This is a genomic window from Actinomadura sp. KC216, from assembly GCF_004348535.1.
In the GTDB taxonomy this organism is placed as follows: Bacteria; Actinomycetota; Actinomycetes; order Streptosporangiales; family Streptosporangiaceae; genus Spirillospora.
In genome coordinates, this window is record NZ_SMJX01000224.1 from 1 (window position 1) to 14,023 (window position 14,023).

The 14,023-nt window shown below is 72.4% G+C and carries 13 protein-coding genes and 1 pseudogene; 6 read left to right on the forward strand and 8 right to left on the reverse strand.

What is annotated here, in order from left to right; translation table 11 throughout:
• Positions 1-377 (reverse strand): annotated as a pseudogene (locus E1264_RS30040) (hypothetical protein); the annotation flags it as partial.
• A 242-nt stretch (positions 378-619) separates the two neighbouring features.
• Here E1264_RS30040 and E1264_RS30045 point away from each other — a divergent pair.
• The 3 genes from E1264_RS30045 to E1264_RS30055 all read left to right on the forward strand — a co-directional run bounded on the left by E1264_RS30045 (position 620) and on the right by E1264_RS30055 (position 2,802).
• Positions 620-1,219 carry an RNA polymerase sigma factor gene (locus tag E1264_RS30045; protein WP_132178822.1) on the forward strand — a complete coding sequence of 200 codons (600 nt, stop codon included), beginning with the start codon at positions 620-622 and terminating at the stop codon, positions 1,217-1,219.
• 2 nt (positions 1,220-1,221) lie between these two features.
• Positions 1,222-2,262 carry an LCP family protein gene (locus E1264_RS30050; RefSeq protein WP_132178823.1) on the forward strand — a complete coding sequence of 347 codons (1,041 nt, stop codon included), beginning with the start codon at positions 1,222-1,224 and terminating at the stop codon, positions 2,260-2,262.
• A 120-nt stretch (positions 2,263-2,382) separates the two neighbouring features.
• Positions 2,383-2,802 (forward strand): CBS domain-containing protein, encoded by a 420-nt coding sequence (locus E1264_RS30055; RefSeq protein WP_132178824.1) that lies wholly within the window; start codon positions 2,383-2,385, stop codon positions 2,800-2,802.
• Here the strand turns inward: E1264_RS30055 and E1264_RS30060 are convergent.
• Positions 2,799-3,965, reverse strand: a complete 1,167-nt coding sequence (locus E1264_RS30060) for an aminotransferase class V-fold PLP-dependent enzyme (RefSeq protein WP_132178825.1) — start codon at positions 3,963-3,965, stop codon at positions 2,799-2,801. The genes E1264_RS30055 and E1264_RS30060 overlap by 4 nt on opposite strands.
• Positions 3,966-4,121: 156 nt before the next feature.
• On the opposite strand from E1264_RS30060, the gene E1264_RS30065 reads away from it, so the two are divergent.
• Entirely contained in the window at positions 4,122-6,008 is a 1,887-nt protein-coding gene (locus tag E1264_RS30065; protein WP_132178832.1) for an ABC transporter ATP-binding protein, read from the forward strand.
• 207 nt (positions 6,009-6,215) lie between these two features.
• Positions 6,216-6,671 carry a VOC family protein gene (locus E1264_RS30070; protein ID WP_132178826.1) on the forward strand — a complete coding sequence of 152 codons (456 nt, stop codon included), beginning with the start codon at positions 6,216-6,218 and terminating at the stop codon, positions 6,669-6,671.
• A 114-nt stretch (positions 6,672-6,785) separates the two neighbouring features.
• Here the strand turns inward: E1264_RS30070 and E1264_RS30075 are convergent, their stop codons facing one another.
• Genes E1264_RS30075 through E1264_RS30090 form a run of 4 tightly spaced genes read right to left on the reverse strand, consistent with a single transcriptional unit; the run spans position 6,786 to position 8,920 of the window.
• Complete coding sequence (locus tag E1264_RS30075; RefSeq protein ID WP_243711249.1) at positions 6,786-7,256, reverse strand: SRPBCC domain-containing protein; 471 nt, start codon at positions 7,254-7,256, stop codon at positions 6,786-6,788.
• Positions 7,253-7,576: a metalloregulator ArsR/SmtB family transcription factor gene (locus E1264_RS30080; protein ID WP_132178827.1), complete on the reverse strand. Its 324-nt coding sequence runs from the start codon at positions 7,574-7,576 to the stop codon at positions 7,253-7,255. The genes E1264_RS30075 and E1264_RS30080 overlap by 4 nt, the downstream gene beginning before the upstream one ends.
• Before the next feature lie 6 nt (positions 7,577-7,582).
• Positions 7,583-7,942 carry a VOC family protein gene (locus E1264_RS30085; protein ID WP_132178828.1) on the reverse strand — a complete coding sequence of 120 codons (360 nt, stop codon included), beginning with the start codon at positions 7,940-7,942 and terminating at the stop codon, positions 7,583-7,585.
• Between the two features lie 51 nt (positions 7,943-7,993).
• Positions 7,994-8,920, reverse strand: a complete 927-nt coding sequence (locus tag E1264_RS30090) for an NADP-dependent oxidoreductase (RefSeq protein WP_132178829.1) — start codon at positions 8,918-8,920, stop codon at positions 7,994-7,996.
• A gap of 102 nt (positions 8,921-9,022) precedes the next feature.
• Here E1264_RS30090 and E1264_RS30095 point away from each other — a divergent pair, with 102 nt between their 5' ends.
• Positions 9,023-10,294 carry a cytochrome P450 gene (locus E1264_RS30095; RefSeq protein ID WP_132178830.1) on the forward strand — a complete coding sequence of 424 codons (1,272 nt, stop codon included), beginning with the start codon at positions 9,023-9,025 and terminating at the stop codon, positions 10,292-10,294.
• A gap of 85 nt (positions 10,295-10,379) precedes the next feature.
• Here E1264_RS30095 and E1264_RS30100 read toward each other — a convergent pair whose 3' ends face one another.
• Both E1264_RS30100 and E1264_RS30105 read right to left on the reverse strand, forming a co-directional pair.
• Positions 10,380-11,129, reverse strand: coding sequence for an SDR family oxidoreductase (locus E1264_RS30100; RefSeq protein ID WP_132178831.1), 750 nt, complete (start codon positions 11,127-11,129; stop codon positions 10,380-10,382).
• Between the two features lie 178 nt (positions 11,130-11,307).
• The gene (locus E1264_RS30105) at positions 11,308-13,995 is read right to left on the reverse strand and encodes a helix-turn-helix transcriptional regulator (protein WP_207936424.1); all 2,688 of its coding nucleotides are present in this window, start codon (positions 13,993-13,995) and stop codon (positions 11,308-11,310) included.
• Positions 13,996-14,023: the final 28 nt, after the last annotated feature.

Below are 14,023 nucleotides of genomic sequence, written 5' to 3' on the forward strand. Positions count from 1 at the left end.
TCCCATGGCACCGTCCATTGTCCGGACGACCGGACGGCCGGGAATTGTGCCGGGGCATTCTGCGATGGTTGCGGCGGCAGTACTGGCAGGGCCTCAACTCGCGTGGGGCCCGCGCCACCAGATTCCGGCGCGGGCGCGGGAGCGGGCTCTTCGGCCGCCTCTTGGGCCGCTTCTGGGGTCGCCTCTTCGGGCGCCTCGCCCTCCGGGGCGGGCTCTTCGGCGGCCGGACGGCGGATGGAGATGTCCGGCCTGGTCAGCGATACGTTCTCAGGGACGCGGAACTCGGCGGTCGCGGAGCGGGCGGACTCATGCTCGTCGTCGGCGCGCTTTTCGTTCGAGCCGGACGTCACCGGTTCCTGCTGGGCGTCGTCGTCCACGGCCGACCCTCCTTGGCTGGTTCCTCCAGGCGGACGGAGCGGCCCTCCCCGACTACCCCCGTGCATCTTGAAGGATGCGCAGTTTATCGAGAAGGTTCGCGTGCATCCGCACAGGCGGCATGGTGTTGCCGTTCGTGCGTGAACCCGGATCGCCGGTCGCGGAGATACATCGCTGACAGAAGTCCCCGCACGGGAAGGCCGGACCGAATGGCCTGGTGGGTTGCGATGGCATGGGGGGCGCGATGACCGTACCCCCGACGACGGCGCAGGAATGCGACGCGGATCTCATCGAGAGTTCGCTGCTGGACCCGGAGGCGTTCGCCGCGCTGTTCGACCGGTATTCCGCGATGCTCTTCCGCTACGTCTCACGCAGATTGGGGCCGGAGGCCGCGGAGGACGTGGTCGGCGAGACGTTCCTCGCCGCGTTCAGCAAGCGGAGCCGCTACGACCTGGCGCAGCGCGACGCGCGGCCGTGGCTGTTCGGCATCGCGACGAAGCTGGTCGCGCGGCATCACCGGACGGAGGCCGCGCGCTACCGGGCCCTGCGCAGGAGCCCGGTGGACGGCCCCGTCGAGGGGCCCGCCGACCGGGTCGCGGCGGGGGTGTCCGCGTCGGCGGCGCGTCCCGCGCTGGCCGCGGCGCTGGCGGGGCTGCCGAGGCGTGACCTGGACGTCCTGCTGCTGGTGGCGTGGGGCGACCTGGCCTACGAGGAGGTGGCGCGGGCGCTCGGCATCCCGGTCGGCACCGTCCGATCCCGGCTGAACCGGGCCCGGCGCAAGGTGCGCGCGGCGCTCGGCGGCACGAACCCGTTGCAGGCGGACCCGATGGCGGAGGAGGCGTGACCATGGACGATCTCGAACTGATCCGCGACTTCGGCCGGGACCTGGAGCACGAGCCGGCGGACTCGCTGCTCCGGCAGCGCGACCGGCTGGTGGACGCGGCGACGGCCCGCGGAGGCCGCACCCCGCGCGGCCCGCGACGCTGGACGCTCTTCGGCGTGCTGGCGGCGGGCGCCGCGGCGGCGGTCACGGCCACGGCGATCCTCGTCCCGGCGGCGCTGATGGACGGCCGGGACGGGCGGCGCGCGGCCACCGAAAGCCCCCGGCCCGCCGCGGCCAAGACCATGAACGTGCTGGTCATCGGCTCGGACGCGCGCCGCGACGGCCATCAGGCACGCTCCGACACGCTCGTCGTGGTGCACGTGCCCGCCGACCGGAAGGGCGTCCGCGCGGTGAGCGTCCCCCGCGACTCCCTGGTGGACATCCCCGCGTGCCGGGCGGCGTCCGGCGAGGCCCTCCCGCCGCGGCGCGGGCCGATCAACACGGCGTTCGGGACCGGCGGCGCGGCCTGCGCGCGGACCACGGTGGAGTCGCTGACCAGGATCCGGATCGACCAGATCGTGGTGATCGACTTCGGCGGCTTCCGGTCCATGGTGGACGCGCTGGGCGGCGTCGAGATCACGCTGCGCCGTCCGGTCGTCGACCCGAAGGCGGGGCTGGACCTGCGCGCGGGCACGCAGCGGCTGGACGGCAGGCAGGCGCTCGCCTACGTCCGGTCCCGTTTCGGCTTCGGCGACGGCTCGGACCTGAGCCGCATCAAGCGGCAGCAGGTCTTCATGGCTCAGGTGGTCCGCCAGGCCAGGGCCATGCAGTCGAGGAATCCGGTGCGGTTCGCGCGGTTCCTGGCGGCGGCGGCCCGGTCGGTCGAGGCCACGCCGCGGTGGGATCTCCGCGGGCTGGAGGCGCTCGCCCGCACCTTCGAGAAGACCGGGGCGGACGATGTCGAGTTCGGGACGGTTCCCGTCCGTCCCGCGCCCGAGGACCCGAACCGGCTGGTCTGGGATCCGGCGGGCGCGGAGCGGATGTTCGCCCCGTTCCGCAGCTGAACGCCCGGCACGGATGAGTGATCCCGTTTCTGTCGGGTAGGGGCCGACTCGTCCCTGGAGCCATAGAGCCAGAGCCAGAGCCAGAGTGCCAGAAAGACCGCGAGGCCCAAGGAGTGAGGGATGGCTACGAAGGTGCGCGACATCATGACCGGCTCCCCGACGTCGGTGTCCCCGGAACTCGACCTCGTGACCGTGGCGCGGGCGATGCGCGACGAGGACATCGGCGCGGTGCTGGTCATCGACGGCGAGGACCTGCAGGGCCTGGTCACCGACCGTGACCTGGTCGTCCGGGGGCTGGCCGCGGGCGGCGACCCGGCCCACGCGAAGATCGGCGGCATCGCCAGCCGGGCCACCGCGACGGTCGGTCCCGACGACTCGCTGGACAAGGCGGCGCAGATCATGCGGGAGCGGTCCGTGCGGCGGCTCCCCGTCATGGAGGAGGGGCGCCCGGTCGGGATCGTCTCCATCGGCGACCTGGCGATGGAGAAGGACTCCGAATCGGCGCTCGCCGACATCAGCGCCGCACGCCCGAACACCTAAAGGAGGCTCTGAAGGACGGACAGCAGCCGTTCGATTTCGTTTTCGGTGTTGTAGTAGTGCACGGAGGCCCGCACAGCCGACGGGACGGCGTGCGGGTCATATCCGTGTGAGTTCGGGCTGGTCACGTTGACGTTGACGCCGCGTTCCCTTGCGGCCGCTTTGATGGCGGGGGGCTCGTGACCGTCCAGGGTGAACGTGACAATCCCGGACGGCCGGACGCCCCTGTCCAGGACGGTGACACCAGGCAGGGCGGCCAGTTCCTCACGCAGCGTTTGCCCTAGCCCTAGGACGCGTTCCTCGATCGCGGGCATTCCCAGGGCGGACGCGTAGTCGGCGGCGACGCCCAGCCCTATCTGCCCGGCGACGTAGCGTTCCCATGTCTCGAAACGGACGGCGTCCTGGCGCACCTCGTAACCGTTTGGCGCGTTCCACGTCGCGGCTTGCAGATCGAGGAATGGCGGCTGCAGCGTCCGGACGATGTCGCGCCGCGCATACAGGAACCCGGTCCCGCGCGGGCCGCGGAGGTATTTGCGGCCGGTCGCGGACAGGAGGTCGCAGCCAATGTCGTTGACGTCCACGACCAGCTGGCCGACCGACTGGCACGCGTCCAGCAGGTACAGGACGCCGTGCTCCCGGCAGAGCCGTCCGACCTCCGCGGCCGGGTTGACGAGCCCGTTGTGCGTAGGGACGTGGTTGAGCGACACCAGCCGGACACCGCCCTTGACGAGTTCGGCTTCCAGCGCGTCCAGGGAAATCGTTCCGTTGGGATCGTCCGGGACGACTTCCACCCTGACGCCCTTGGCGGCGGCCATCTGCTGGTAGGCGATGGCGTTGCTGGAGTACTCGCTCGTCGTCGTGAGGATGCGGTCGCCGTTCGCGAAGGGAATCCCGTAGAACGCCATGTCCCATGCCCGGGTGGCGTTCTCCACGTAGGCGATCTCGTCTGCGCGCGCGCCGATCAGCCTTGCGACCGCGTCGTAGAAATGCTGGGCGGCCGCCGCGTTCCGCTCCAGCGCCTCGTAGCCGCCGATCGTCGACTCCAGCGCGAAATGCTCCGCCACCGCGTCGATCACCGGGCGCGGTGGCAGCGCGGCACCGGCGTTGTTGAGGTGGGCCACGTTCGCGCAGCCGGGGGTGTCGGACCGGAGCTCGTCGATGTCCACGTGCGGCCTCCCTCCGAGAATGTCGTACCCGTCCGGCACCGTGGGATCCACGGGGCGCGTGTCGGCGCCGCCGCCTTGACCTCAAGCTCCCTTGAGGTCGCATGCTGTCCTCTATTCAAGCCAACGATCAGCGCCATGAGCAGCGGGGGGCCCGCAATGGACATGGAAGTCACCGCGTGGATGTCGCTCCACCACGCGATGAACGCGCGCGACGCCAGACCCTTCTCCAAGGCGACCCTGCGCCGCATCGGCGGGTTCGCCCGCCCCCACAGACGGGCGCTGACCGCGTTCCTCACGCTCAGCGTGGCCCTGGCGGTCCTCACGGTCGCGACGCCCGTGCTGGCCGGGCAGGTCGTCAACGCCATCGTCGACCAGGCCGCCACGTCCACGGTCGTGGTCCTCGCCGTGCTGATCGCCGTCCTGGCGTTCGGCGAGGGCGGGCTCGGGCTCGCGAACCGGTGGCTGTCGGCCCGCATCGGCGAGGGGCTGATCCTCGACCTGCGCACCTCGGTGTTCGACCACGTCCAGCGCATGCCCATCGCCTTCTTCACCCGGACCCGCACCGGCGCGCTCGTCAGCCGCCTCAACAACGACGTCATCGGCGCCCAGCGCGCCTTCAGCGACACCCTCTCCGGCGTCGTCAGCAACCTGGTGACGGTGCTGCTCACGTTCGCCGTGATGGTGCAGATCTCCTGGCAGATCACGCTCCTCGCGCTGATCCTGCTGCCCGCGTTCGTGCTCCCGGCCCGCCGCATGGGCAGCCGCCTGGCACGCCTCGAACGCGAGGCCGCCTCCCACGACGCGGCGATGAGCACCCAGATGACCGAGCGCTTCTCCGCACCCGGCGCGACGCTGGTGAAGCTGTTCGGGCGCCCGTCCCGCGAGTCCGCCGAGTTCGCCGCCCGCGCCCGCCGCGTCCGCGACATCGGCGTCCGCACCGCGATGGTGCAGCACGTGTTCATCACGGCCCTCACCATGGTGTCCGCGCTGGCCCTGGCGCTCGTCTACGGGCTCGGCGGCTTCCTCTCCCTGCGCGGCCACCTCGACGCGGGCGCCGTCGTCGCCCTCGCGCTGCTGCTCACCCGCCTCTACGCGCCCCTCACCGCGCTGGCCAGCGCCCGCGTCGAGGTGATGAGCGCCCTGGTCAGCTTCGAGCGCGTCTTCGAGGTCCTCGACATGCGGCCGCTGGTCGCCGAGAAGCCGGAGCCGGAGATCCGTCCCGTCCCGGACGGCCCGATCTCCGTCGAGTTCGACGGCGCCCGCTTCGCCTACCCGTCCGCCGACAAGGTCTCCCTCGCCTCGCTCGAAGAGGTCGCGACGCTCGACACCCGCGGCGGCGTCGACGTCCTGCACGACGTCTCCTTCCGCGCCGAACCCGGCCAGATGATCGCGCTCGTCGGCTCGTCCGGCGCCGGGAAGTCGACCATCGCCCAGCTCCTCCCGCGCCTCTACGACGTGGACGAGGGCTCCGTCCGGCTCGGCGGCGTGGACGTCCGCGACCTGTCCTTCCAGAGCATCCGCGACACGCTCGGGATGGTCACGCAGGACGGGCACCTGTTCCACGAGTCGATCCGCGAGAACCTCCTCCTCGCCCGCCCCGAGGCCACCGAGGACGAGCTGTGGGACGTCCTGCGCCGCGCCCGCCTCGACACCCTCATCAGGGGCCTCCCGGACGGCCTCGACACCATCGTCGGCGAGCGCGGCTACCGCCTCTCCGGCGGCGAGCGCCAGCGCCTCACCATCGCCCGCCTCCTCCTCGCCCGCCCCCGCGTCGTGATCCTGGACGAGGCCACCGCCCACCTCGACTCGACGTCCGAGGCCGCCGTCCAGGAGGCGCTGACCGAGGCCCTGGACGGCCGCACCGCCATCGTGATCGCCCACCGCCTCAGCACCGTCCGCGCCGCCGACCTCATCCTCGTCGTGGAGGAGGGCCGCATCATCGAACGCGGAACCCACACCGACCTCCTGGCCGCCGAGGGCCGCTACGCAGACCTGTACCGCACCCAGTTCGCCGACCAGCCACCCCTGGAACCCGTCCCCTGACCCCCACTGCGAGCGGCGCCCGCTGCGAGCGGCGGCCCAGTGTGGGCTGCGCCCCGGTGTGAGCGACCGCCCGCTTCGAGCGGGGCCCGCTGTGGGTGGCGGCCCGGTGTGAGCCGCCACCCTCTCCGACCGACGGCCTGGTTTGAGGGGTGGCCTGCGGGGATGACCCGGCCTAGGGGAACGACGCGGCCGGGGGAGGACACGAGGATGGTCGACCGGAGCAAGCTGCCCGCGCCCGAGCAAGGGCTGGTCCTGACGCATTTCCTGACCGTGCGGGACGTGGCCCGCTCTCGCGCGTTCTACGCGGACGTCTTCGGCGGCGAGGTGGTGCTGGAGGAGAACCCCGCCATCGTGAAGGTCGCCAACACCTGGATCATCATGAACCCCGGCGGCGGCCCCACCCCGGACAAACCGGACGTCACGCTGACGGTGCCCGAGCCCGGCGACCCGGTCTCGGCGTTCATGAACGTCCGCGTCGCCGACATCGCCACCTTCTACGAGGCGGCGACCGCCCGGGGCGCCGAGTTCCTCACCGAGCCGCTCGACCGCAAGGCCGAACTCCGCTGCTACATGCGCGACCCGGACGGCCACCTGATCGAGATAGGCCAGGCCACCGGAATGCTCAAGGGCGTCTACGCAGACCCACCCGCCACCCAGAGCTAGCCGGCCCTGGGCCTTCTGGTTTGGCGGGCGGCGGGCTCGGCATTTTCGCTGCCCTGGGCCGCCGAGCCCGCCGCTGCCGGTTCTGGCGTCTTGCCTGCCTTGCGGTTGGTGCGGTCAGGGGGTTTCGGTGAGGAGTTCCTGGAGGGCGCGCAGGACGTTGGTGCGCCAGCCGCTGCCCATGCCGCGGAAGGCGTAGGCGTGGACGGGGTCGTCCAGGTCGAAGCCCTCGTGCCGGATGAACAGGCGGGTGCCGCGGCCCTCGGGGACGAGCCGCCAGGTCACCGTCGTGTCGAGGGTGCCGCCGCCCCAGCTGATGCGCATCAGGCGCTCGGCGTCCAGGTCGAGGACCTGGCACTCGATCGTCCCGTCGAAGTCGACGTTCGGGATCGGACGGGTCGCGAAGGTGAAGCGGTGGCCGACCACGGGCCGGAAGTCGTTCGGCATCAGCCAGCGCGCCAGCAAGTCCGGGTCGGTGAGCGCCCGCCAGACCTTGGCGGGCGGATGCGGGAGGAACTCGTCCACCTCGATGGCCGCCCGCTCGCCGCCGCCGCTCATCGGTTCATCATGGTCCACGTCGGGCTTCACTCGTCCTCCTCGTCCAGCAGTTTCCGCAGTTCGGACAGCTTCTCGCGCCAGAACCGCTCGTACGGGGTCAGCCATTCCGACAGCTCGCGCAGCGGCTCGGCCTCCAGCCGGTAGATGCGCTGCCGGCCGTTGCGGCGCTCGCTGACCAGCCCGGCGTCGCGCAGCACCTTCAGATGCTCCGAGACGCTCGGGCGGCTCATGTGGAAGTGCGACGCGAGGTCGTTCACGGGGCGCGGGCCGTCCAGCAGCAGGGCCGTCAGCTCCCGCCGGACGGGGCTCGCCAGCGCCGCGAAGACGTCCCCGGCGATGTCGGTGTCCATGCGGGGTCAGCTCGCGGCGAGGACGATGCCGTTGCCGTCGGGGTCGGTGAGCGTGGCCTGCCGTCCCCAGGGGAGGTCCTGCGGGCCGTCGACGTCGACCCCGGCGCCGCGGAGCCGCTCGCAGTCGCCGTCCAGGTCGGACGTCTCCAGGATCAGGCCCTGGACGCTGCCCGGCGTCACCTCGGGGACGTGATTGGCGAGGACGACGTTCGTCTGCGCGCCCTTCGGGGCGAGCTGGAGCCAGCGGATCGGCCCGTTGGCCTGGTCGGCGACGACCTCGAAACCGAGCGTGTCCGCGTAGAAGGTCTTGGCGGCGTCCTGGTCGGACACCGGGATGGTCAGCAGCCGTACATGCGTGATGTTCATGCGCCCGACGATACGTAGGTGATTCCCTACCTGTCAAACGTAGGCAACTTCCTACTTGTTGGGGGTGATGACCAGCTTGCCGCGGGTGTGGCCGCCGCGGCTGGCGTCGAACGCCGCGCCGACCTGATCCAGCGGGAAGGTTCCGGCGACCTCGACGGCGAGCGCGCCGCGGTCGGCGAGCGTGCCCAGCCGGGCCAGGGCCGCGCCGTCCGGGCGCACCCAGATCCAGTGGCCGCCGTGCTTCTCGACGTCGCTCTCGGTGATCGAGACGTGCCGCCCGCCGGGGCTCAGGACGGCCAGCGTCGTGTCCAGCTGACCCCCGGCGAAATCGGCGACCGCGGACACGCCGTCCGGTGCCAGGTCCCGGACGCGGTCGGCCAGCCCGTCGCCGTAGACGACCGGCTCGGCGCCGAGTTCGCGCAGGTAGGCGTGGTTCGCCTCGGAGGCCGTGCCGATGACGCGGGCGCCCCTGTCGCGCCCGAGCTGGACGGCGAAGGTCCCCACGCCACCGGACGCCGCATGGACGAGCAGCACATCGGCCGGGCCCACGGCCAGGCGGTCGAGGGCGCGCTGGGCGGTCATCCCGGCCAGCGGCAGGCCACCGGCCTGGTTCCAGTCGAGGGCCGCGGGCTTGCGCGCCACGTGGTCCGCCGACACGGCCACGTACTCCGCGAACGTGCCCCTGCCTATGACGTCCTTGCGCGCGTAGGCCATGACCTCGTCGCCCGGCGCGAACTCCGGCACGTCGGGGCCGAGCGACCGCACCACCCCGGCGACGTCCCAGCCGGGAATGACGGGGAAGACCGCGTCGATCATGCCGTCGAGGCCGCCCGCCATGACCTTCCAGTCCACCGGATTCACCCCGGCGGCGCGCACCTCGATCAGCACCTGCCCCGGGCCGACCTTCGGATCGGGCACCTCGCCGACCGTGAGCCGCGAATTGTCACCGGCGAACGAGTCATATGTGACGGCGCGCATGCCCCCAACCTGCCACCGGGCCCGTCGGCTAAACCGGCACCGGCTAAACCGGCGGCTTTCGGGTACTGGGTGCTTCGGCATCGGACGACCTGGGGGAACGCCATGCGACTCGTGGAACGGCTGGACAGCACATTGCCGCTGGTGGCGCGGCCCTACGGGCTGCTGTCGTCCCGCGCGCGCCGCCTGGACCGCGACGTCTACGACACGCGCCTGCTGCTGCAAAAGACCACATGCATGACGGGCGCGGACGCGGCGCGCGTCTTCTACGACCCGGACCTTTTCATCCGGGCCGGGGCCGCACCGCGCCGGCTGAGCCTCACTCTGTTCGGCGAGAACGGCGTGCAAGCACTGGACGGGGAAAGTCATCGCGTGCGCAAGGCGATGTTCATGTCGCTGATGACGCCGGACGCCCGGGACGAACTCCGCGACATCACGTCCAGGATCTGGTGGGAACGCATCCGGGACTGGGAGGGACGGCGGCAGGTCGTCCTTTTCGACGGGGTCAGCGAACTGCTGTGCCAGGCCGTCTGCGCCTGGACGGGAGTGCCCGTCGCCGAGCGCCATCTCCCCGCGATCACCACCCTGCTCACCGCGCTGATCGACGCCCCCGCCGCCATCGGCCCCCGCTACCTGCGCGGACGCGCCGCCCGGAAGATCGCCGACCGGTGGGCCGCCGGACAGATCCGGCGAGCCCGTGCCGCCGCGGCCCCGGCCGCCGAAGGCGGCGGCACGGCCCTGGACGTCATCGCCTCCCACCGCGACACGGACGGGCGCCTCCTGCCCCCGGACGTGGCGGGCGTCGAACTGCTCAACGTCCTCCGTCCGACGGTGGCGGTGGCGCGGTTCGTCGTCTTCGCCGCCCTCGCCCTGCACGGAAATCCCCAATGGCGGCACCGCCTCGCAACCGAGGACAACCCCGAACTGCTGGAGGCGTTCGTCCAGGAAGTGCGGCGCTTCTATCCCTTCTTCCCGCTGGTCGCCGCCCGGGTGGCGCGCGACTTTGAATGGCGCGGCCACCATTTCCCCAAGGGACGCCGGGTCCTGCTCGACCTCCACGGGACCGACCACGATCCGCGGTTGTGGGAACGTCCCGAGCAGTTCCGGCCGGAGCGCTTCATGGGCCGGGAGCCGGACGCCTATTCCATGATCCCGCAGGGCGGCGGGGACCATTACGAAGGGCACCGCTGCGCCGGAGAATGGATCACCAAGGATCTGATGAAGGTCGCCGTCACCGCGCTGACCCGCTGGATGAGCTACTCGGTCCCGGCGCAGGACCTGCGCGTCCACCCGTGGCGGGCCCCGGCCATCCCGAAGAGCCGCTTCATCGTGACCCAGGTCGCCGACACCCGCGTCGAAACGGCCGCCGGCGGCTGACCGTGGCCACGCCCGCCGCCGGCCGGTGACCTCGGTCACGCCGCCGCAGGTCAGAAGGCTGCGGCGGCGTGAACGCGAAGCGCGGTCAGTCGACCAGGGCGCCGGCGGTGATGTTGACCTGGGTCGAGGTGAGGGCGGCGGCGCGGTCGGACGCGAGGAACGTGGCGACATGCCCCACGTCGGCAAGGGTCGCGGCGCGCTTGAGCAGGGTGTTGTCCACGATCTGCTGCTTCACCTGGGCGGTCTCCGGGATGTCGGGGAAGGACTCGGGGATGCCGCCGGTCTTGATCGACAGCACCCGCACCGAGTGCGGCCCCAGCTCGCACGCCCACTGGCGGCGCATCGCCTCGATCATGTCGAACCCGACCTGGACGTTCCCGAGGCCCGGCATGTGGTTCGTGGCGTCGGAGCCGCCGAAGTGCAGGATCACGCCGGAGCTCTGCTTGATCATGTGGCGCGCGGCGGCCTGCGTGGTCAGCGTGTACGTCCGGGCCATCTTCTCCAGGGACGCGGCGTACTCGGCGACCGGCATCTCGATCATGGGCCGGAACAGCCCCTCCATCGAGACGGAGTTCACCGAGATGTCGACGCTACCTGCGGTCGCCGCGACCGAGTCGACATAGTTGTTGACGGCGTCCTCGTCCAGGGCGTCCACGCGGGCGGTCTCGGCCAGGCCGCCCGCCTCCCGGATCTGCTCGGCGACGGTGTCGAGCGTGGCGGGCGTCCGTCCGGCGAGGAAGACCCGCGCGCCCTCGGCGGCGAAGGCCCGCGCCATGGCGCCGCCGATCGTCCCGCCGCCGCCGTAGATGATCGCGGTCTTGTTCTCCAGAAGCATCGCTTTCTCCGATCGTTTCGAGGTGGCCCCGAAGGGTGATCCCGAAGGTAGGCGCGCGGCCCCACGTCCCGCATCGGTCGCCGGACGTACCCGGAAAAGCGCAGGTCAGAGCAGGAATCGACCACCAGTGAAGCCCGCCCGGACGGACGCGTCCCGGCGACGTACCGGTAGGGCTAAGTCAGATGACCGATACGAGCCGGGCCAGCTCCATCCGCCGGGTCACGCCGATCTTCGGATACGCCTTGTAGAGGTGGTGCCCGACCGTGCGCGGGCTCAGGTAGAGCTGCGCGGCGATCTCGCGGTTGCTGAGCCCCGTGGCGGCGAGCCGGACGACCTGCAGCTCCTGCGGGGTCAGCCGCTTCAGCGGGTCGGCGTCCCCGGCGCGGGCGGCGGGACGGTCGCCGAGGGCCTCCAGCTCGGCGCGGGCGCGCTCGGCCCAGCGTTCCGCGCCGAGCCGGTCGAACGCGTCCAGCGCCGAGGTCAGCTCGGCACGGGCCTCGGTGCGGCGCCGGCGGCGGCGCAGCCATTCGCCGTAGAGGAGCCGGGTCCGCGCGGCGTCGTAGGCGCGGTCGCCGTGCAGGCTGAGCGCGGTGCGGTAGTGCTCTTCGGCGTCGTCGCCGGCCAGCAGGGCACGGCACCGCGAGACCAGCGCCGTGAACGACGTGGCCGCCGCCCAGGCCTCGAACGCGGGAAGGTGCGTCCGGGCCAGGTCAGGGCGCCCGGCCCGCACCGCCGCCTCCGCGTGGTCCGGGACGGCGCGGATCATCACGTCGTGCCGCGCCGGGCCGGAGCAGACGGCGTCCAGATGCTCCAGCGCGGACTCGGCGTGGCCGTCGGCGAGATCGTGCAGGCCCAGCCCCCAGGACGCCAGCGCCGCGTTGGTCGGCATCAGCTCGGCGCGCCGGAGCACATCGGGCGCCAGCGAGCGGCTGCGCTCGGCGTCCGACTCCATCCGGACCGTGACGCATTGCAGCGCGGTGACCTGCATGTCCATGCCGAGGTCGGCCGCGAGCGACAGGCCCTCCGCCGCAGCCGATTCGGCGCCGTGCAGGTCGCCGAGGAGGAGCCGCCCGATCGCCAGCGGCTCCAGGACGTACGGCAGCCAGCCGAGCGCGCCCTGCGCCCTGGTCTCCGCCGCGAGGTCGTCCAGCAGCGCGGTCGCGGCCCGGTCGTCGGCCGTGATCAGCCCCAGGTAACCGGCGATCACGCGTTCGACCAGCCCGTCGACGTCGCCCGCCCGCGCCGCCTCGACGAAGGCCCGCATCGACGGGACGCCCTCGGCCGGGGGACGCCCGTAGGCGATCAGCCCGCCCACCACCAGTGCCTTGGCCGAGCCCGCCGGAACCCGCACCTTCCTCAGCAGCTCGACGGCGTTCCCCACGAGATCGTGCGCGCCGGCATCGCGCGCGCACCAGACGGCCTCGGTCAGCATCGACACCGCCTGCTCGGGATCGCCGTCCACGATCAGCGCCGCGCCCTCCAGCGCGAGCTCGGCGTCGGCGGCCGGGGACGTGCGCTCGTAAGCGACCTGGGCGCGGACGAACGTGGCCTCGGCGATGACCGCGTCATCCCCGGTGAGGTGCGCGGCCTCCTCGGCGAGGCGGGTGGCGGAGTCGGGGCGTCCGGCGTCGTAGGCGGCCCGCGCCGCGTGGACGAGCCGCCGCGCCTTGCCCTCCGCGTCCGTGCTGAGCCGCGCCGCCCGCTCGTAGGCGGCGGCGACGGCGGCCGTCCCGCCCCGGTCCCCGGCCCGCCGCGCGGCCCGCTCCAGCTCGGCCGCGACGCTCTCGTCCGGCCCGGTGGCCGCCGCCGCGAGATGCCACGCCCGGCGGTCGGCGTGCTCGTCGCCGTCGAGCGTCCTGGCCAGCGCACCGTGCGCGGCGATCCGCTGGTGATGGGCCGCGTTCTGGTAGGTGACGGCGCGGATGAGCGGATGCCGGAACCGCACTTCCGTCCCGTCGAGCACGACCAGCCGGGCCTCTTCCGCTGGCCCCAGATCGGCCGCGCTCAGCCCGAGCGTCTCCGCCGCCCGCAGCACGACGCCCAGGTCAGCGGTCCCGTCGGCCGCGACGACCAGCAGCAGCAATCGCGTGGCTTCGGGCATCTGGGCGAGCTGGTGCCGGAAGGCCTCCTGGACGCGTCCGGCCACCTGCCCACCAACCGGCAGCGGCCCGGCGTGCCGGGCTTCCTGCGACTGGAGCGCGCTGGCCAGCTCGATGAGGGCCAGCGGGTTGCCGCCCGCCTCGTCCAGTAGCCGCTCCCGTACCGGCACGGTCAGGCCGGGGGCGTGCGCGTCCACCAGGTCCTGCGCCGTGGCACGGTCCAGACCCTCCAGCCGGACGACGTCCAGCCCATGGTCCGGGAACGGGACGGCCGCGTCCCGCACCGTGAAGATCATGGCGATCGGGTCGGCGCCGAGCCGCCGGGCGGCGAACAGCAGGGCGTCCAGCGAGGCGGGGTCGAGCCATTGCGCGTCGTCGACCAGGCACAGCACCGGCCGGTCGGCCGCCAGCTCCGACAGGAGCGTCAGTGTCGCCGCGCCGATCAGGAACCGGTCGCTGACCTGCCCGGACGCCAGCCCGAACGCCGACCGCAGCGCCGCCGCCTGCTGCCCGGGCAGCGCGTCGAAGCGGTCGGCGTACGGGTACAGCATCAGATGCAGCCCGCTGAACGGCAGCTCCGTCTCGGACTCGACGCCCGCCCCGCGGACGAGCAGCATGTCCTCCGCGTCCGCCGCGATCCGGTCGATCAGCGAGGTCTTCCCGATCCCCGCCTCGCCCCGGATCACCACCGACCCGCTCCGCCCGGAACGAGCACCCTCCAGCACCCCGCCGACGCGCTCTCTCTCGCGATCACGCCCAATGAGCACGCCCAAACAGTACAACCCAGACATCCCC

Excerpts from the sequence above, each read along its gene's own strand:
- E1264_RS30045 (WP_132178822.1), top strand. The coding sequence starts at position 620 with ATGACCGTACCCCCGACGACGGCGCAGGAATGCGACGCGGATCTCATC.
- E1264_RS30050 (WP_132178823.1), top strand. The coding sequence starts at position 1,222 with ATGGACGATCTCGAACTGATCCGCGACTTCGGCCGGGACCTGGAGCAC.
- E1264_RS30055 (WP_132178824.1), top strand. The coding sequence starts at position 2,383 with ATGGCTACGAAGGTGCGCGACATCATGACCGGCTCCCCGACGTCGGTG.
- E1264_RS30065 (WP_132178832.1), top strand. The coding sequence starts at position 4,122 with ATGGACATGGAAGTCACCGCGTGGATGTCGCTCCACCACGCGATGAAC.
- E1264_RS30070 (WP_132178826.1), top strand. The coding sequence starts at position 6,216 with ATGGTCGACCGGAGCAAGCTGCCCGCGCCCGAGCAAGGGCTGGTCCTG.
- E1264_RS30080 (WP_132178827.1), bottom strand. The coding sequence starts at position 7,576 with ATGGACACCGACATCGCCGGGGACGTCTTCGCGGCGCTGGCGAGCCCC.
- E1264_RS30085 (WP_132178828.1), bottom strand. The coding sequence starts at position 7,942 with ATGAACATCACGCATGTACGGCTGCTGACCATCCCGGTGTCCGACCAG.
- E1264_RS30090 (WP_132178829.1), bottom strand. The coding sequence starts at position 8,920 with ATGCGCGCCGTCACATATGACTCGTTCGCCGGTGACAATTCGCGGCTC.
- E1264_RS30095 (WP_132178830.1), top strand. The coding sequence starts at position 9,023 with ATGCGACTCGTGGAACGGCTGGACAGCACATTGCCGCTGGTGGCGCGG.
- E1264_RS30100 (WP_132178831.1), bottom strand. The coding sequence starts at position 11,129 with ATGCTTCTGGAGAACAAGACCGCGATCATCTACGGCGGCGGCGGGACG.